General features: G+C 60.1%; 17 protein-coding genes, 1 tRNA gene and 1 pseudogene. All 19 read right to left on the bottom strand.

The window, feature by feature from the left end:
• Nucleotides 1-15 precede the first annotated feature (15 nt).
• The 19 genes and pseudogenes from EQW76_RS23990 to EQW76_RS23900 all read right to left on the bottom strand — a co-directional run bounded on the left by EQW76_RS23990 (nucleotide 16) and on the right by EQW76_RS23900 (nucleotide 17324).
• Nucleotides 16-780, bottom strand: a complete 765-nt coding sequence (locus EQW76_RS23990; RefSeq protein ID WP_224128257.1) for a biotin--[acetyl-CoA-carboxylase] ligase — start codon at nucleotides 778-780, stop codon at nucleotides 16-18.
• Complete coding sequence (gene nuoN, locus EQW76_RS23985) at nucleotides 777-2216, bottom strand: NADH-quinone oxidoreductase subunit NuoN (protein WP_142829044.1); 1440 nt, start codon at nucleotides 2214-2216, stop codon at nucleotides 777-779. The genes EQW76_RS23990 and nuoN overlap by 4 nt, the downstream gene beginning before the upstream one ends.
• A gap of 17 nt (nucleotides 2217-2233) precedes the next feature.
• Entirely contained in the window at nucleotides 2234-3742 is a 1509-nt protein-coding gene (locus EQW76_RS23980) for an NADH-quinone oxidoreductase subunit M (RefSeq protein ID WP_143123310.1), read from the bottom strand.
• A complete protein-coding gene (nuoL, locus tag EQW76_RS23975) occupies nucleotides 3742-5727 on the bottom strand; it encodes an NADH-quinone oxidoreductase subunit L (protein ID WP_143123309.1) in 1986 nt (661 codons plus the stop codon). The genes EQW76_RS23980 and nuoL overlap by 1 nt, the downstream gene beginning before the upstream one ends.
• Before the next feature lie 7 nt (nucleotides 5728-5734).
• On the bottom strand, nucleotides 5735-6043 hold the full coding sequence (gene nuoK / locus EQW76_RS23970) for an NADH-quinone oxidoreductase subunit NuoK (RefSeq protein WP_004122490.1): 309 nt from the start codon (nucleotides 6041-6043) through the stop codon (nucleotides 5735-5737).
• A 30-nt stretch (nucleotides 6044-6073) separates the two neighbouring features.
• Nucleotides 6074-6688 (bottom strand): NADH-quinone oxidoreductase subunit J, encoded by a 615-nt coding sequence (locus EQW76_RS23965; protein WP_142829048.1) that lies wholly within the window; start codon nucleotides 6686-6688, stop codon nucleotides 6074-6076.
• A 153-nt stretch (nucleotides 6689-6841) separates the two neighbouring features.
• Nucleotides 6842-7333, bottom strand: coding sequence for an NADH-quinone oxidoreductase subunit NuoI (gene nuoI / locus EQW76_RS23960; protein WP_111220581.1), 492 nt, complete (start codon nucleotides 7331-7333; stop codon nucleotides 6842-6844).
• A 39-nt stretch (nucleotides 7334-7372) separates the two neighbouring features.
• Entirely contained in the window at nucleotides 7373-8416 is a 1044-nt protein-coding gene (gene nuoH, locus EQW76_RS23955; RefSeq protein WP_142829049.1) for an NADH-quinone oxidoreductase subunit NuoH, read from the bottom strand.
• Between the two features lie 12 nt (nucleotides 8417-8428).
• Nucleotides 8429-10510, bottom strand: a complete 2082-nt coding sequence (gene nuoG, locus EQW76_RS23950; protein ID WP_142829050.1) for an NADH-quinone oxidoreductase subunit NuoG — start codon at nucleotides 10508-10510, stop codon at nucleotides 8429-8431.
• Between the two features lie 326 nt (nucleotides 10511-10836).
• Nucleotides 10837-12141, bottom strand: a complete 1305-nt coding sequence (gene nuoF, locus EQW76_RS23945) for an NADH-quinone oxidoreductase subunit NuoF (protein WP_142829051.1) — start codon at nucleotides 12139-12141, stop codon at nucleotides 10837-10839.
• A 4-nt stretch (nucleotides 12142-12145) separates the two neighbouring features.
• Nucleotides 12146-12391, bottom strand: coding sequence for a hypothetical protein (locus EQW76_RS23940; RefSeq protein ID WP_142829052.1), 246 nt, complete (start codon nucleotides 12389-12391; stop codon nucleotides 12146-12148).
• A gap of 152 nt (nucleotides 12392-12543) precedes the next feature.
• A pseudogene (nuoE, locus tag EQW76_RS23935) lies at nucleotides 12544-13293 on the bottom strand (NADH-quinone oxidoreductase subunit NuoE); the annotation flags it as partial.
• 16 nt (nucleotides 13294-13309) lie between these two features.
• Complete coding sequence (locus EQW76_RS23930; protein WP_142829054.1) at nucleotides 13310-13612, bottom strand: hypothetical protein; 303 nt, start codon at nucleotides 13610-13612, stop codon at nucleotides 13310-13312.
• Nucleotides 13612-14802, bottom strand: coding sequence for an NADH-quinone oxidoreductase subunit D (locus EQW76_RS23925; protein WP_142829055.1), 1191 nt, complete (start codon nucleotides 14800-14802; stop codon nucleotides 13612-13614). Before EQW76_RS23925 ends, EQW76_RS23930 begins: the two co-directional genes overlap by 1 nt.
• A gap of 66 nt (nucleotides 14803-14868) precedes the next feature.
• Nucleotides 14869-15258 carry a four helix bundle protein gene (locus EQW76_RS23920; protein WP_224128272.1) on the bottom strand — a complete coding sequence of 130 codons (390 nt, stop codon included), beginning with the start codon at nucleotides 15256-15258 and terminating at the stop codon, nucleotides 14869-14871.
• Between the two features lie 36 nt (nucleotides 15259-15294).
• Complete coding sequence (locus EQW76_RS23915; protein WP_143123307.1) at nucleotides 15295-15912, bottom strand: NADH-quinone oxidoreductase subunit C; 618 nt, start codon at nucleotides 15910-15912, stop codon at nucleotides 15295-15297.
• A gap of 18 nt (nucleotides 15913-15930) precedes the next feature.
• A complete protein-coding gene (locus tag EQW76_RS23910; protein ID WP_142829058.1) occupies nucleotides 15931-16515 on the bottom strand; it encodes an NADH-quinone oxidoreductase subunit B in 585 nt (194 codons plus the stop codon).
• Entirely contained in the window at nucleotides 16506-16871 is a 366-nt protein-coding gene (locus tag EQW76_RS23905; protein WP_111220802.1) for an NADH-quinone oxidoreductase subunit A, read from the bottom strand. The genes EQW76_RS23910 and EQW76_RS23905 overlap by 10 nt, the downstream gene beginning before the upstream one ends.
• A gap of 376 nt (nucleotides 16872-17247) precedes the next feature.
• Nucleotides 17248-17324, bottom strand: a tRNA-Asp gene (locus EQW76_RS23900).
• Nucleotides 17325-17453: the final 129 nt, after the last annotated feature.

Raw genomic sequence — 17453 nt, 5'->3', positions numbered from 1 at the left:
CTGTTCTTTAATCCATTATCCGAAAAAGACGTCGCCTGCGGCGATCGTCATCAGCCGGCCATCGCCGGTATCGAGCTTGAGCAAGCCACTATCATCTATCCCTGCGAAATGGCCGGAAATCGACCGGTCAGGCAGGTTTACCATTATCTTCTCACCGATGCCGCAGGCGACCCTTCGCCAACGCGCCACCGTATCCGCCACACCGTGGCCGCCGTTCCATTCCTTCAAAGCCTCTGCCATCGCCGCATAGAGGTGCGCAAACAACTCTTCCGGTGAAACTGCAGCACCTTGCTCGGCAAGCGAAGTCACCGGGTATAGCGGGTTGTCGGGCATGACCGCAACATTTATGCCGATGCCTATGACAAGTGCGTAGCGGCCGTCAGACAGCGCCTCGCCCTCGATCAGGATGCCGCTGGTCTTTTTGCGGCCGATCAGGACATCGTTCGGCCATTTGACTTCGACCGGGTTACCGCCGGCTGGCATCACCGATCGCACTGCCTCCTGGACCGCAACCGCAACAGCCAGAGGAAGCGACCCAATCCGCTCCATCGGCGCGAGATCTATGAGCAGAAGGGAAGAATAGAGATTGCCAGGCTCGGACGCCCAGGCACGGCCACGACGCCCGCGCCCACCTGTCTGCCGTGAAGCCGTGACCCAGAGATTGCCGCTGTCGCCGGCCCGTGCCCGCGACAGGCATTCGCTGTTGGTAGAGATAGTCTCGCCAAGCGCCACGTGCCGATAGTCGACCTCCCGCCGACGTCCTGTATCCGCCGCCGTCAAAACAGCGTCGTGGCCGCGACGTCTGCCGCCGTTCCAAGCGCGCCGCCGAAGAAGGCATAGGCGAGCACGAAGATGCATGAAGCGCCGAAGACGATGCGCAGCGTGCCGGGAACCCTCGCAAACTCGACAGTCGCCTTATCGAACCACATGACACGAACGACGCGCAGATAGTAGTAGGCACCGACGACCGAGGCCATCAGGCCGATGACCGACAGGGCATAGAGCTTCGCTTCGACGGCCGCCGTGAAGACGAAATACTTGGCAAAGAAGCCAGCCATGGGCGGAATGCCGGCCATGGAAAACATCTGGATCGTCAGCACAAATGCCATGAAAGGGTTGGTCACCGACAGGCCGGCGAGATCGCTGACCTTCTCTACGCGTGTTCCGTCCTTCAGGCGCATGGCCATGATGCAGGCAAAGGCGCCAAGCGTCATGATCATGTATATCAGCATATACATCATCACGCTCGACACGCCGTGTGCATTTGCGGCGGCAAGGCCGACCAGCGCATAACCCATGTTTGCGATCGACGAATAGGCCATCAGCCGCTTGATGTTTGGCTGGCCGACAGCGGCAAAGGAACCGAGCAGCATCGAGGCGATTGCGACGAAGATGATGATCTGCTGCCAGTCGCCGATGACGGGGTGGAAAGCGGTGGTGGTGATACGCACAAGCAGCGCCATGGCGGCGACCTTAGGTGCGCCCGAGAGGAAGGCTGTAACGCCGGTGGGTGCACCTTCGTACACATCAGGCGTCCACATATGGAACGGCACGGCCGAGATCTTGAAGGCGAGACCGGCGATCACGAAGACCAGGCCGAACACCAGACCGAGCGACCGTCCGCCGGCCAGCGCCGTGGCGATGCCATCGAACGTCGTGTGGCCGGTGAAGCCGTAGACCAGAGACATGCCGTAGAGCAGCATGCCGGACGAGAGGGCGCCGAGGACGAAATATTTGAGGCCGGCTTCCGTCGAGCGCAGGCTGTCGCGATTGATGGCGCAGACGACGTAAAGTGCCAGCGACTGCAGTTCCAACGACAGGTAGAGCGAAATCAGGTCGTGGGCCGAGATCATCAGGACGATGCCCAGCGTCGCCAGCAGCAGCAGGACCGGATATTCGAAGCGGTCGAGCTGCTCGTCGCTGCCCTCGCCCATCACCATGAACATGGCGACGCCAGAGCCCACCAGGGCCGTGATCTTCATGAAGCGCGCGTAGCCATCGGCGACGTAGGCACCGCCATAGGCTGAGCCGGTGCCCTGGACGAACAAGATCCACAGCGCTGCGGCGATGAGCACCAGAATGGCAAGTCCGGTGACCAGCCGCCCCGAGCGTTCACCTGCGAACACGCCGACCATCAGCAGCACCAGCGCGCCGATAGCAAGGATGATCTCCGGGACGGAGAGATAAAGACTAGCTGAAATTGTTTCCGCGATCATGTCCATACGTCCCGTTCTTACTTCGGCTGTGGTGCAAGCGGCGTGACGTGCAGCGCAGCATTGTAGTTATGTATCAGCAAGTCGACAGACGCAGCGGAGACGTCGAAAACAGGCTGCGGATAGATCCCGAAGAACAGCGTCACCAGGATCATCGGATAGACGATGAACTTTTCCCGGATCGAGATGTCGAGGAGGTCCTTGATCTTCGGGTTGGTGACCGCACCGAAGATCATTCGGCGATAGAGCCAGAGCATGTAGGCAGCCGACAGGATAACGCCGGTAGCGGCAAAGAACGCCATCCAGGTGCTGATGCGGAAGACGCCGATCGTAGTCAGCAGCTCGCCGACGAAACCGGACGTGCCGGGCAGACCGACATTGGCCATGGTGAAGAACATGAAGGCCACCGCGTATTTCGGCATGGTGCTGACGATGCCGCCATAGGCGGTGATGTCGCGGGTGTGCATGCGCTCATAGATAACGCCGACGCAAAGGAACAGCGCGCCAGAGATAAGACCGTGCGACAGCATCTGGAAAAGGGCGCCGTGGATGCCCTGCTGATTGACCGCGAAGATACCCATCGTCACGTAGCCCATGTGGGCGACCGAGGAGTAGGCGATCATCTTCTTGATGTCCGTCTGCATCAGGGCCACGTAGGACGCGTAGATGATGGCGATGACCGAAAGCACCATCATCATAGGCGCGAAATAGGCAGACGCGTCGGGGAACATCGGCAGGGAGAAGCGCAGGAAGCCGTAGCCGCCGAACTTCAGAAGCAGCGCCGCAAGGTCGACCGAGCCTGCGGTCGGCGCCTCGACGTGGGCGTCGGGGAGCCAGGTGTGGAACGGCCACATCGGCACTTTCACCGCGAAGGAAACAAAGAACGCCAGCCACAACCAGAACTGCATTCGCTCCGTATAATGATGGGCAAGGATGTCCGGAATGGCGGTGGAGCCGACCTCGTTATAGACGACGATGATCGCGACCAGCATGAAGATCGAGCCGAGCAGCGTATAAAGGAAGAACTTGAACGAGGCATAGATGCGCCGTGGGCCACCCCATACGCCGATGATCAGGAACATCGGGATCAGGCTGGCCTCGAAGAATACGTAGAACAGCACGATATCGAGCGACGCGAACACGCCGAGGATGACCGTTTCGAGCACCAGAAAGGCGATCATGTAGTCGCGAACGCGGTAGGTGATCGCATTCCATGAGGTCAGCACGCCGAACGGCATCAGGAAGGTCGACAGCACGATGAACAGCATGGAAATGCCATCGACGCCGACATGATAGGAGATGCCGCGGGCAAGCCAGTTGTATTTCTCGACCATCTGGAAGCCGGCATTGCCGTTGTCGAAGCCGATCCAGACGAAGAGTGACACCACGAAGGTGACGAGCGTCGTCACGAGCGAGATGATCATGATATTCTGGCGGCCGGCGGGTGTGTCGTCACGCATGAACAACAACAGCAGGCAGCCGACCAGCGGCAGGAAAATGACCGTGGAAAGAATTGGCCAATCGGTCATCAGATAGAACTCCCGAGCATCATCCAGGTAACGAGGGCTGCAACGCCGAGCAGCATCGCGAAGGCATAGTGGTAGAGGTAGCCGGTCTGCAAGCGAACGACCTGGTTGGCAAGGTCGACGACACGGGCGGCAACACCGTTCGGGCCGAACCGATCGATCGTGCCCTCATCCACGCCGTGCCACAGGAAGCGGCCGAGGGCCTTGGAGGACCGGACGAACAGGAAGTCGTAGAGTTCGTCGAAGTACCACTTGTTGAGCAGGAATTCGTAGAGCACGCGCTGCTGGCGGGCCAGCGCCTTCGGCGTCTCCGGCGATTTGATGTACATGTACCAGGCCAGCACGAAACCGATCACCATGGCGATGAACGGGCTGAGTTCGACCCAAGTCGGCAGATGCTCCATCTCTTCGAGGATATGGTTGGTCGGCGCCATGAACAGGGCGCCCTTCCAGAAGTGCTCGAAGCCTTCGCCGACAAATTCGCTGTGGAAGAGGAAGCCGGCCGCCAGCGCGCCGAGGCCGAGCACATAGAGCGGCACCAGCATGACGTTGGGGGATTCATGCACATGGTGCATGACCTCGTGCGAGGCGCGTGGCTTGCCGAAGAAGGTGAGGAAGATCAGGCGCCAGGAGTAGAAGCTGGTGAATAGCGCGGCAATGACCAGCAGCGTGAAGGCAAAGCCTGCGACCGGGCTGTTCGAGGCGAAGGAGGCCTCGATGATGGCATCCTTGGAGAAGAAGCCGGCAAAGCCGATCGAGGTGAACGGAATGCCAAAACCGGTGATTGCCAGCGTGCCGACAATCATCATCCAGAATGTCTTCTGGATATGTGGACGCAGGCCGCCCATCTTGCGCATGTCCTGCTCGCCGCCGACGGAGTGGATGACAGAGCCGGCGCAGAGGAATAGCAGCGCCTTGAAGAAGGCGTGGGTGAAGAGGTGAAAGATCGCCGGGCCATAGGCGCCGACGCCCAGCGCCACGAACATGTAGCCGAGCTGCGAACAGGTCGAATAGGCGATGACGCGCTTGATGTCGTTCTGGACCAGGCCGACGGTTGCCGCGAAGAACGCGGTGATGGCGCCGATGGTGGTGACGACGACCAGCGCATCCGGCGACAGTTCGAACAGCGGCGACATGCGGGCAACAAGGAACACACCGGCCGTCACCATGGTCGCGGCATGGATCAGCGCCGACACCGGTGTCGGGCCTTCCATGGCATCCGGCAGCCAGGTGTGCAGCAGGAACTGCGCTGACTTGCCCATGGCACCCATGAACAGCAGCAGGCAGACGGCGGTCAGGGCGTTGGTGTGGTTGAGGTGCATGCCGAGGAAGCTAAGCACCACCTGATCGGCGCGGCTATTTGCAGCAAAGGACTGGGCGTTGGAGAAGATCACGTCGAAGCTGACCGAGCCGAACAGCACGAAGACGCCGGCGATGCCGAGCAGGAAGCCGAAGTCGCCGATGCGGTTGACGACGAAGGCCTTGATAGCGGCGGCGTTGGCCGAAGGCTTCTGGAACCAGAAGCCGATCAGCAGGTAGGATGCCAGGCCGACGCCTTCCCAGCCGAAGAACAGCTGCAGCAGGTTGTTGGCGGTCACCAGCATGAGCATCATGAAGGTGAACAGCGACAGATAGGCGAAGAAACGCGGACGGTTGGGATCGTCGTGCATATAGCCGATCGAGTATATGTGCACGAGTGTCGAGACCGTGTTGACCACGACGAACATGACGGCGGTCAGCGTGTCGATGCGCAGCTGCCAGGAGACATCGAAGCGGCCGGACTGCATCCAGCGGAACAGGTCTACGACGAGCGTTTCCTGGGTGCCGAGGGCAACCTGGAAGAAGACGATCCACGACAGCACGGCGACGATGATCATCAGGCCGGATGTGAGGTATTCCGACGCCTTGGCGCCCATCTGCCGGCCAAAATAGCCGACGATCAGGGCACCGATCAGGGGAAGAAAGACGATTGCCTTATACAACAACATAGCGCGATCAGCCCTTCATCACATTGACGTCTTCCACGGCGATGGAGCCGCGGTTTCGGTAGAAGACCACCAGAATTGCAAGGCCGATGGCAGCTTCAGCAGCAGCGACGGTCAGGATGAACAGCGCGAAGACCTGGCCGACGATGTCGTTCAGGAAGGACGAGAAGGCAACCATGTTGATGTTGACCGCAAGGAGGATGAGCTCGATCGACATCAGGATGATGATGACGTTCTTGCGGTTCAGGAAGATGCCGAAGACGCCGAGCACGAAGAGGATGGCGCTGACCGTCAGGTAGTGGGAAAGACCGATGACCATAGTGTTGTTCCTTTATCCCCGCGTCTCAGCTCAGATGCCCTGCCCGGGCTTGACGGAAACTACCTCGACGGCAGTCGCCGGCGTACGGGCAACCTGTTTGGAAATATCCTGGCGCTTGATGTTCACCCGATGCCGCAGCGTCAGCACGATGGCGCCGATCATCGACACCAGCAGCACGAGGCCGGCGATCTCGAAGAAGAAGACGTAGTTTGTATAGAGCACGTCGCCGAGCGCTGCGGTGTTCGTGCGGGTGGCAAGATCGGGGATAGGCATCGCCACGGTCTTGGCGATCTCAGGCGAAATGACGCTGCCGCCGACCACGACGATCAGTTCGGCGGCGAGGATGATCCCGATTATCGCCCCGATCGGCGCGTAGCTCAAAAGCCCGGAGCGCAGTTCGGCAAAGTCGACGTCGAGCATCATGACGACGAAAAGGAACAACACCGCCACGGCGCCGACATAAACGACCAGCAGGATCATCGCCAGGAACTCGGCACCCAGAAGCAAGAACAGGCCGGCCGCGTTGAAGAATGTCAGGATGAGGAACAGGACCGAGTGAACCGGGTTCCGCGCCGAAATGACCATGAACGCCGACGCTACCGCGATGAAGGCGAACAGATAGAAAAATAGAGCCTGCAGACCCATGTTGGTGCCTTTTTCATCTTCCCCCGGGCAATCGGGAGAAAACCCCCGGCCCGATGCGGCTTCGCAACAATGACGCGAAGCCCCGGTCTATCTTGAACCATGGCGATGGCGAATAGTGCCGCCGGCCGTCATGGCATATTCAGGCGCAACGGCTCAGCGATAGGGCGAGTCGATTGCGATGTTGCGAGCGATTTCGCGCTCCCAGCGATCGCCGTTATCCAGAAGCCGCTGCTTGTCGAAATACAGTTCTTCGCGGGTTTCCGTGGCAAACTCGAAATTCGGCCCCTCGACGATGGCGTCGACCGGGCAGGCTTCCTGGCAGAAGCCGCAATAAATGCACTTCACCATGTCAATGTCATAACGGACGGTGCGGCGGGTTCCGTCGTTGCGGCGCGGGCCAGCCTCGATGGTGATCGCCTGCGCCGGACAGATCGCTTCGCACAGCTTGCAGGCGATGCAGCGCTCTTCGCCGTTCGGATAGCGGCGCAACGCATGCTCGCCCCGGAAGCGCGGGCTGACCGGTCCCTTTTCGAAGGGATAGTTGATGGTCGCTTTCTGCTTGAAGAAATAGCGCATCGTCAGCAGGAAGGCGCCGGCGAATTCCTTCAGAAACAGCGAGCCGATGGCGTTGGATAATCCGGCCATTTTAAACTCCAAATCTGCATGAAAGCGAGACGGACATGATCATGCCCATCCCGTCAGCTTCAGGACGAATGCGACGATGACGACCATGGCGAGCGACAGCGGCAGGAATACCTTCCAGCCGAGGCGCATGAGCTGGTCGTAGCGGTAGCGCGGAACGAAGGCCTTGACCATGGCGAACATGAAGAACACCAGGCACGACTTGATCAGGAACCAGATGACGCCGGGAACCCAGTTCAGGAACCAGACATCCAACGGAGGCAACCAGCCGCCGAGGAACAGGATCGTCGTCAGCGAGCACATCATGACGATGGCGCAATATTCGCCAAGCATGAACATCATGTACATCGACGAGCCGTACTCGACCATGTAGCCGGCCACCAGCTCGGACTCCGCTTCAGGAAGATCGAAGGGAGGACGGTTCGTCTCGGCCAGCGCCGAGATGAAGAAGATGATGAACATCGGGAACAGCGACAGCCAATGCCAGTCGAGGAAGGACGAGGGCAAGCCGATCTTGGTGCCAAGGCCGATCTTCTGAGACAGCACGATGTCGGAGAGATTGAGAGAGCCAACGCAGAGCAGCACGGTAACGATCACGAGGCCGATCGAGACTTCGTAGGAGACCATCTGTGCCGCAGAACGCAGCGCGCCGAGGAACGGATATTTCGAGTTCGATCCCCAGCCGGCCATGATGATGGCGTAGACCTCGAGAGACGAGATCGCCAGGATGTAGAGGATGCCGACATTGATGTTGGCGATGACCCAGCCGTTGGCCAACGGAATGACCGCCCAGGTCATCAGCGCCAGCGTCACCGAAACCAGAGGCGCCAGCAGGAAGACGCCCTTGTTGGCGCCCGCCGGGATTAGCGGCTCCTTGAACATGAACTTCAAAAGGTCGGCAAACGACTGGAAGAGGCCGAAAGGACCTACGACGTTCGGGCCGCGACGCAGTTGCACTGCGGCCCAGATCTTGCGGTCGGCAAGCAGGATGAAGGCGATGAAGATCAGCAGGCAGACGAGCAGCAGGAGCGACTGTCCAACCATGATGATCGTCGGCCAGACGTAGGCCATGAAGAATGAATCCATCGTCCCCTACCCTTACTCTGCCGCAGCCTGGAAGTTGTTGCGGGCCAATGCCGAGCACTCCGCCATAACAGCGGAGGCGCGCGCTATCGGGTTCGTCAAATAGAAGTCTTTGATCGGCGACGCAAACGCGGATTTGCCCATCTTCCCGGCTTTCTTCGACAAAGCGACAATTCTGGCACTGTCAGCCACGGCGATCTCGTCGATCTCAGCGAAATGCGGGAATGCAGCGTAGAGTTTCGACCGCAGCTGGCTCAGCGAATCAAATGGCAGCTTCTTTCCGAGGACGTCGGAGAGAGCCCGGAGGATCGCCCAATCCTCGCGCGCATCGCCCGGTGCGAAGCCGGCGCGGTTGCCCATCTGGACACGGCCCTCGGTATTGACCCAGATACCCGACTTCTCGGTATAGGTCGCGCCGGGCAGGATGACGTCGGCGGTGTGGGCACCCTGGTCGCCATGCGACCCGATGTAGACCGTGAACTTTGCGGTCTTGCCGGAGAAATCCATCTCGTCGGCGCCGAGCAGGAACAGAACATCCATCGCCGTCAGCATGGCGGCCGCGTTGACGCCCTTCTCACCCGGCACAAAGCCGAGATCGAGGCCACCGACGCGGGAGGCAACCGTGTGCAGAACGGCAAGCCCGTTCCAGCCCTCGGTGACTGCACCAACTCCGACGGCAAGCTTAGCGACGTTGGCAACGATGTCAGCCGCATCTTCACGGATGAACGCGCCGGATCCGACGATGATCATCGGGCGTTCGGCATTCTTCAGGATCTCTGCAAAAGCGTGGCCGCCGTTGACGACATCCAGCAGCGTATCCGGACCTGCACCGAGATAATCGTACTTGTAACGCATCTCGCCGCCTTCACCGATCACGCCGATCGGGAACTTGCCACGACGCCAGCGCTTGCGGATACGCGCGTTTAGGACAGCGGCCTCGTACCGCGGATTGGCGCCGACGATGAGCAGCGCGTCTGCCGCCTCGATGCCCTCGATGGTCGGATTGAAGACATAGCTTGCGCGACCGAGCGACGGATCGAATGCCGCCCCATCCTGGCGACAGTCGAGGTTTTCAGACCCGAGCGCCTTCATGAGTTCGGAAAGGGCGTACATTTCCTCGACCGAGGCGAGATCGCCGGCGATTGCGCCGATCTTGTCGCCCGACGTGGAGGCGACTGCCGACTTGATCGCGGCAAAGGCTTCTGCCCAGGTAGCGACCTGCAGGCGACCGTCGCGACGGACATAGGGCTTGTCGAGACGCTGCGTCTTCAGGCCGTCCCAGATGTACCGGCTCTTGTCAGAGATCCATTCCTCGTTGATAGCATCGTTGGTGCGCGGCAGGATGCGCATCACTTCGCGACCACGGGTATCGACGCGGATGGCGGAACCGAGCGCGTCCATGACGTCGATCGATTCGGTCTTGTTGAGTTCCCAAGGACGGGCCGTGAAGGCGAATGGCTTTGATGTCAGCGCGCCGACCGGGCAGAGGTCCACGACATTGCCCTGCAGCTCGGAGGTCATTGCCTGCTCGAGATAGGTGGTGATTTCTGCATCCTCGCCACGGCCGATCAGGCCGAGCTCGGAGATGCCGCCGACTTCGGTGGTGAAGCGGACACAGCGCGTGCAGTGGATGCAACGGTTCATCACGGTCTTGACCAGCGGGCCGATGTACTTGTCCTCGACGGCACGCTTGTCTTCGCGGTAGCGCGACGAGTCTATGCCGAAGGCCATCGCCTGGTCCTGCAGGTCGCATTCGCCACCCTGGTCGCAGATCGGGCAATCTAGCGGATGGTTGATGAGCAGGAATTCCATCACGCCCTCGCGGGCCTTCTTGACCATAGGCGTGTTGGTGAAGATTTCCGGCAGCTCGCCGTTCGGGCCGCCTCTGATATCGCGCACGCCCATGGCGCAGGAAGCCTGCGGCTTCGGCGGTCCGCCCTTGACCTCGATCAGGCACATGCGGCAGTTGCCGGCAACCGACAGGCGTTCATGGAAACAGAAGCGCGGAACTTCGGCGCCGGCTTCCTCGCACGCCTGGATGAGCGTGTAGTGATCCGGGACTTCGATCTCTTTGCCGTCAATCTTCAGTTTTGCCATCGTCCACTCAGTCCTGTTTCGCATTTGCCGCCGGACCCGGCTGCAACAAATTCATGACCGCAACAGCCTCGCCGTCAAACGGCCGAGAAGCCGCGCGCGATGCAATTGCCTAGCATTCCGCCTACAGAGACCACCACCTGGTCGCCCCCTGCCCCCCAAGCACCCGAATCAACGGAGACGATCCGCAACACGGCTGCTTCCTTCATTCTACCGACAGTTGCCCGGGTCAACCGCGTATCTGTCGCCATCTCGTCGGGTCACCGCTTTCGCTGCCCCGCCACAGTCGGAGAGCGGCGCCTCTTCGTGCGTCGCCATTGCCGTTATTCCTATTCCGCCGCCTCGAGTACGGCGCCGTGGTCCAGCGCGTTGGCACTGTATTGGTCGATACGCTTTTCGATCTCGGGACGAAAATGCCGGATCAGGCCCTGCACGGGCCATGATGCCGCGTCGCCAAGTGCGCAGATCGTGTGGCCTTCGATCTGCTTGGTGACCTGCAGAAGCATGTCGATCTCGCGCTTCTGGGCATTGCCCTTCGCCATGCGCTCGAGCACCCGCCACATCCAGCCGGTACCTTCGCGGCACGGCGTGCACTGGCCGCAGCTCTCGTGCTTGAAGAAGGCCGAGATGCGGGCAATCGCCCTGATGACGTCGGTGGACTTGTCCATGACGATGGAGGCGCCGGTACCGAAGGACGAACCCGCCGCCCGCATGCCGTCGAAATCCATGATGCCGTCGATCATGTCCTTGGCAGGAACGATCGGGCAGGATGCGCCGCCGGGAATGACCGCCAGCAGATTGTCCCAGCCGCCGCGGATGCCACCGGCATGCTTTTCTACGAGCTCGCGGAAGGTGATCCCCATGCTTTCTTCGACGGTGACCGGCTTATTGACGTGACCGGACAGCATGAACAGCTTGGTGCCGACGTTGTTCGGGCGGCCTATGCCGGAGAACCATGCAGCGCCACGGCGCAAGATGGTCGGCGCAACGGCGATCGACTCGACGTTGTTGACCGTCGTCGGGCAGCCGTAAAGGCCCATATTGGCCGGGAACGGCGGCTTCAGGCGCGGCTGGCCCTTCTTGCCCTCGAGGCTTTCGAGCAGCGCGGTTTCCTCGCCGCAGATGTAGGCGCCGGCACCGTGATGGACGATGATGTCGATGTCGTAGCCGAGCTTGTTGTTCTTGCCGAGCAGGCCGGCATCATAGCATTCGTCGATCGCCGCCTGAAGCGCCTCGCGCTCGCGGATGTATTCGCCGCGAACGTAGATGTAGGCGTGGTTGGCGCCCATGGCGAAGGACGCGATGACGCAGCCCTCGATCAGCGTGTGCGGATCGTGGCGCAGGATGTCGCGGTCCTTGCAGGTGCCCGGCTCCGATTCGTCGGCGTTGACGACGAGGTAGTGCGGGCGGCCGTCGTTTTCCTTCGGCATGAACGACCATTTAAGCCCGGTCGGGAAGCCGGCGCCGCCACGACCGCGCAGGCCAGAGGCTTTCATCTCGTTGATGATCCAGTCGCGACCCTTTTCGAGGATCTGTTTGGTGCCGTCCCAGTGGCCACGGCTCATGGCGCCCTTCAGCGACTTGTCGCGAAGGCCGTAGATGTTTGTGAAGATGCGATCCTGATCGTTCAGCATGTGCTTATTCCGCCGGTTCGTCGATTATTTCGAGACGTGTTTCGATGCGTGACAGTCGCATGTTCATACGTCCAACAGATCTATACAGATTGGCAACGTCGCCGCGAGCAGCGTTTGCGTTTAGCGTATGGACTGGAAGCCGACCACGGATCGACGCGACGCATTCATCCGCTTCGGCGTTTCCGAAAACCATGTCGGCCAGAAAAGGCTTCATGCTCATCTGGAGACGATCATTCGTGACGTTGGCCATTCCTGTCATCATCACTGCGGCTTCTTGGGCGTCGGCGCTGCAGGCGCTTCAGCCGGCTCTGTCGCGCCGGCCTTGGCCGGACCGGACGCAGTGTTGTCCGCTTTTGCCGGCTGTGCGTTCGGAGTACCCGCTGGCGCTGCCGACTTGCCATCGGCCGGGCTCTTCAGCGCAGCGTTGGTCTCGGCATCCGTGCTTTTCGGCTTGGCTGCCTCAGACGGCGGCGTTGTCGCGCCTTCAGCGGCAGGGGCAGCAGGCTCCGGCGGCTTGTCCTCTGCCTTGGTGTAGGGCTGGTATTCGCCGAGAAGAGCCGTCGGGCCACCTTCCGGGGACGAGAACCAGCGGTCGATCTGCGGACCCGGCTTGATCTCGGCGCCCTTGCCGGCCTCGAAAGTATCGATGATCTCGCCAAGCCGTTCCGGTGTCAGGTCTTCGTAGGTATCGCGCCCGATCATCACCATCGGTGCATTGACGCAGGCCCCGAGACATTCGACCTCTTCCCAGGACAACGTGCCCTCGGCATTGCGGGCGAAGGTGTGCTCGTGGATCTTGCTCTTGCAGACATCCATCAGCTTCTGCGAGCCGCGCAGCATGCAAGGGGTCGTGCCGCATACCTGCACATGGGCGCGGGTGCCGACCGGTTGCAGCTGGAACTGGGTGTAGAAGGTGGCGATTTCCAGGACGCGGATATAGGCCATGCCGAGGATATCTGCGACCTTTTCGATCGCAGCCTTGGACACCCAGCCTTCCTGATCCTGCGCGCGCATCAACACCGGGATCACCGCCGATTGCTGGCGACCTTCCGGATATTTCTGGATAGTCCGGTCCACCCATGCGGAATTCTCGTCGCTGAACGCGAAGCCGGCAGGCTGGAACTGATTTTCTCCTAGTCGACGAACGGACATACTTTCACGCCTTATCTCAGTTTATGGAACCACACCGCGCGCCCGTCAGGGACTGGAACTCGCAGGCATAGGCCGACTGGTCTTTCTGCATAAATACGATGAACTTGCCGCCATTCGGCACGGCGGCCTTGATATCATAACCCTTGTTCAGAAGCTCTGCCATGGTCTGCTCGCCAGAGGCTGCACCCGACCCGGTGCTGTCGCCGGTAATCGGCTTGCCCACCACCTGCCCCATCGAGCCAAGCTTGGTCGTCGTCTGCTGCGCAGAGGCAACCGACGCAAACATCAAAGCGGCAATGACGAGGGGAAGACGCTGCATCAGCGATCGACCTCGCCGAAGACGATGTCGAGCGAGCCGAGAACTGCGGTGACGTCGGCCAGCTGGTGCCCACGGCAGAGGAAATCCATTGCCTGCAAGTGAACGAAGCCAGGCGCACGGATCTTGCAGCGGTATGGCTTGTTCGATCCATCGGCCACCAGGTAGACGCCGAACTCGCCCTTCGGTGCTTCGACGGCCGCATAAACTTCGCCGGCCGGCACGTGGTAGCCCTCTGTGTAGAGCTTGAAATGGTGGATGAGGCCTTCCATCGAACGCTTCATATCGCCGCGCTTCGGCGGCACGACCTTGCCGTCCAGCGACGACACGGGCCCGGTCTTTGCAACACCGAGAAGACGGTCGACGCACTGCTTCATGATCCGCACCGACTGGCGCATCTCTTCCATGCGGATCAGGTAGCGGTCGAAACAGTCGCCGTTCTTGCCGATGGCGATGTCGAATTCGAGATCGGAATAGCATTCGTACGGCTGCGAGCGACGCAGGTCCCACTTGGCACCGGAGCCACGGATCATGACGCCGGAAAAGCCCATGTTCCATGCGTCTTCCAGCTTCACGACGCCGATATCGACGTTGCGCTGCTTGAAAATTCGGTTGCCGGTGAGCAGGCCTTCGATGTCATCGAGGATCTTCAGGAAGGGATCGCACCACTTGCCGATGTCTTCGACGAGCTCCGGTGGAATGTCCTGATGGACGCCGCCCGGACGGAAATAGGCTGCGTGTAACCGAGCGCCGCAAGCGCGCTCGTAGAAGATCATCAGCTTTTCGCGCTCTTCGAAGCCCCAGACCGGCGGCGTCATGGCGCCCACGTCCATCGCCTGGGTCGTGACGTTCATGATGTGCGACAGGATGCGGCCGATTTCCGAATAGAGCACGCGAATCAACTGGCCACGAATAGGGATCTCGAGGCCAAGCAGCTTCTCGACGCCGAGCGCAAAGGCGTGCTCCTGGTTCATCGGCGCAACGTAGTCCAGCCGATCGAAATAGGGCACAGCCTGCAGATAGGTCTTGGTCTCGATCAATTTCTCGGTGCCACGATGCAGCAGGCCGATGTGCGGATCGACGCGCTCGACAATCTCCCCATCCAGCTCCAGCACCAGACGCAGCACGCCATGCGCAGACGGATGCTCCGGACCGAAGTTGATCGTGAAATTACGGACGTTGTGTTCAGTCATTGCTCGTCGCTCCGCTCCTGCAGGCATTAGCCATTAGGCAATAGGCAGTCGGTTCAGTCTTAGCCTTCATTTGCTCCGTACCTCCTGCAGGCGCCGCACGAGAGAGCGAAGCATTTTTCCGATTTCTTCACTTGTGGAAAGCGCCGTTTCAAGTTGATGCGCTTCAATCAATCCCACGCGTGAACACAAGATAAGATGCGTTTCCAATTCCTTCAGCGAACCCTGCGCGATCTTCAGATGATGAAGGTACGCGCCCGTCGTTTCTCGTCCGTAACCTTCGGCAATATTCGCCGCAACAGAGGCCGCGGAACGTCTTATCTGCGAAACGAGGCCGTAGATTTCGTCTTTGGGAAAAGTCTTGGTCAGGCTGTAGCAGTCAACTGCAATATCCATCGAGCGCTTCCACACTATCAGATCCTGATAAGAGTTAATCGCCGTCGCAGTCTCCCCTACTATTGCCTACTGCCTATTCCCCATAGCCTAATCTGCCGCCTACTGCTTCGCCTTCTCGTCACCCGGCAGCACCACGGGCGGCAGGACGTAGTCTGTGCCTTCCCAGGGGCTGAGGAAGTCGAAATTGCGGAATTCCTGTTTCAGTTCGACCGACTCGTAGACGACCCGCTTGGCCAGATCATCGTAGCGTACTTCGACGAAGCCCGTTGTCGGAAAATCCTTGCGCAGCGGATGACCCTCGAAACCGTAGTCGGTAAGGATACGGCGAAGGTCCGTGTGGCCGGAGAATGTGATCCCAAACAGGTCCCATGCCTCGCGCTCGAACCAGTCTGCACCGCGAAATACACCGCCGGCGGACGGAACGGCACGGTCTTCCGTCGTAACGAGCTTGATGCGGATGCGTAGGTTCTTCGTCGGCGACATAAGGTGATAAACCACGTCGAAACGCTCCGGCCTCTGTGGCCAGTCTACGCCGCAGATATCGGTGAGCGCGATGAACGCACATTTCGGATCGTCACGCAGGAATGTCAGGAGCGCGACGATGTTATCAACATCCGTTGTGAGCGTCAGTTCGCCAAACTTGATCTCCGACGAGGAAACCAGCGTGCCGCGCGCTTCGCCGATGTAGGCAGCAAGTTCGCTCAGGGCTTCAGTCATGATACTTTGTCCCTCGATCTAGCGTTCGATCGTGCCGGTGCGGCGGATCTTTTTCTGCAGCAGGAGCACGCCGTAGAGAAGCGCTTCTGCCGTAGGAGGACAGCCCGGGACGTAGATATCGACAGGCACGACGCGGTCGCAGCCGCGCACGACCGAGTAGGAATAGTGGTAGTAGCCGCCACCATTGGCGCAGGATCCCATCGAGATCACATAGCGCGGCTCGGGCATCTGGTCGTAGACCTTGCGGAGCGCCGGGGCCATCTTGTTGGTGAGAGTGCCCGCCACGATCATCACGTCGGACTGGCGCGGAGAGGCGCGCGGTGCAACACCGAAGCGCTCCATGTCGTAACGCGGACCGGAGACCTGCATCAGGCCTTCCACGGCGCAACAGGCGAGCCCGAACTGCATCCACATCAGCGAGCCGGTACGAGCCCAAGTGATGAGGTTGTCGGTGGTTGTCGTCAAGAAGCCCTTGTCGGCCAGCTCGTTGTTCACTTCGCCGAAAAACGGATCGTTGCTGCCGATGGGACGGCCGGTCGACGGATCGACAAGGCCCTTCGGCTGCGGCGCGATCAGCGTCGCGTTGCTATTGCCTACTCCCATTCCAAGGCTCCCTTTTTCCATTCATAGACGAATCCGATGGTCAGCACGCCGAGAAATACCATCATGGACCACAGCCCAAACCAGCCGATCGATGAGAACGACACTGCCCACGGAAACAGGAAGGCAACTTCCAGATCGAAGATGATGAAGAGAATCGATACCAGGTAGAAGCGGATGTCGAATTTCATGCGGGCATCGTCGAAGGCGTTGAAGCCGCATTCGAAAGCCGAAAGCTTTTCCGGATCCGGTGCCTTGAAGGCGACGGCGAAAGGCGTGACCAGCAGCGCAAGGCCGATGATCAGGGCAATTCCGATGAAGATTGCGATCGGAATATAGGCGCTCAGAAGTCCAGTCATGGTGTCCATCCCTGCCTGCGGGGGGAAGCGCCGGGGCGGCACCTCGGGGCGATTGCCCAGCAAGCGAAAGAGCATTGCAACACGCCGTGGTTAGCGCAGGCGACGCGCCGGTGCAAGAGCTTTGACGGGGGATTTGGACGCGCATCAGGACACGTCGGCTGCAAAGCTTAATACCTATGCGCGCAGACAGAGAAACCGACAGGGCAGCACAGGTCGGCAAGGTACTGAATTATGATTGAAAATAAAGACTTATCGGAAGCCGCAATGTCTTGAGTGACCAGACATCGGATCACGTAGCAGGAGAAACCGCACGGCTTCGATGCCACTATGCCGCACTTTCGAAGGTTTTCTGGGAGGGGTCATCAGCGTTGGCTAATGGCGCGAGTGACGGGGCTCGAACCCGCGACCTCCGGCGTGACAGGCCGGCACTCTAACCAACTGAGCTACACCCGCGCATATTATGTGGCCCTAAAGCCGTGGCCCCAAACAACCGGAAAGGCGATCTTCAGAAGATCTGCTTAACTTGAAATGGCGCGAGTGACGGGGCTCGAACCCGCGACCTCCGGCGTGACAGGCCGGCAC

Origin of the sequence: Rhizobium sp. rho-13.1 (genome assembly GCF_007000305.1) — a bacterium.
Taxonomy (GTDB): Bacteria; Pseudomonadota; Alphaproteobacteria; order Rhizobiales; family Rhizobiaceae; genus Rhizobium; species Rhizobium rhododendri.
This window is presented reverse-complemented; position numbering and strand designations above follow the sequence as displayed.

Excerpts from the sequence above, each read along its gene's own strand:
- EQW76_RS23980 (WP_143123310.1), bottom strand. The coding sequence starts at position 3,742 with ATGACCGATTGGCCAATTCTTTCCACGGTCATTTTCCTGCCGCTGGTC.
- EQW76_RS23905 (WP_111220802.1), bottom strand. The coding sequence starts at position 16,871 with ATGACTGGACTTCTGAGCGCCTATATTCCGATCGCAATCTTCATCGGA.
- nuoF (WP_142829051.1), bottom strand. The coding sequence starts at position 12,141 with ATGCTGAACGATCAGGATCGCATCTTCACAAACATCTACGGCCTTCGC.
- EQW76_RS23930 (WP_142829054.1), bottom strand. The coding sequence starts at position 13,612 with ATGCAGCGTCTTCCCCTCGTCATTGCCGCTTTGATGTTTGCGTCGGTT.
- EQW76_RS23925 (WP_142829055.1), bottom strand. The coding sequence starts at position 14,802 with ATGACTGAACACAACGTCCGTAATTTCACGATCAACTTCGGTCCGGAG.
- EQW76_RS23910 (WP_142829058.1), bottom strand. The coding sequence starts at position 16,515 with ATGGGAGTAGGCAATAGCAACGCGACGCTGATCGCGCCGCAGCCGAAG.
- nuoL (WP_143123309.1), bottom strand. The coding sequence starts at position 5,727 with ATGTTGTTGTATAAGGCAATCGTCTTTCTTCCCCTGATCGGTGCCCTG.
- nuoN (WP_142829044.1), bottom strand. The coding sequence starts at position 2,216 with ATGATCGCGGAAACAATTTCAGCTAGTCTTTATCTCTCCGTCCCGGAG.
- nuoH (WP_142829049.1), bottom strand. The coding sequence starts at position 8,416 with ATGGATTCATTCTTCATGGCCTACGTCTGGCCGACGATCATCATGGTT.
- nuoI (WP_111220581.1), bottom strand. The coding sequence starts at position 7,333 with ATGGCCGGATTATCCAACGCCATCGGCTCGCTGTTTCTGAAGGAATTC.
- nuoG (WP_142829050.1), bottom strand. The coding sequence starts at position 10,510 with ATGGCAAAACTGAAGATTGACGGCAAAGAGATCGAAGTCCCGGATCAC.
- EQW76_RS23915 (WP_143123307.1), bottom strand. The coding sequence starts at position 15,912 with ATGACTGAAGCCCTGAGCGAACTTGCTGCCTACATCGGCGAAGCGCGC.
- nuoK (WP_004122490.1), bottom strand. The coding sequence starts at position 6,043 with ATGGTCATCGGTCTTTCCCACTACCTGACGGTCAGCGCCATCCTCTTC.
- EQW76_RS23940 (WP_142829052.1), bottom strand. The coding sequence starts at position 12,391 with ATGGCCAACGTCACGAATGATCGTCTCCAGATGAGCATGAAGCCTTTT.
- EQW76_RS23965 (WP_142829048.1), bottom strand. The coding sequence starts at position 6,688 with ATGGGTCTGCAGGCTCTATTTTTCTATCTGTTCGCCTTCATCGCGGTA.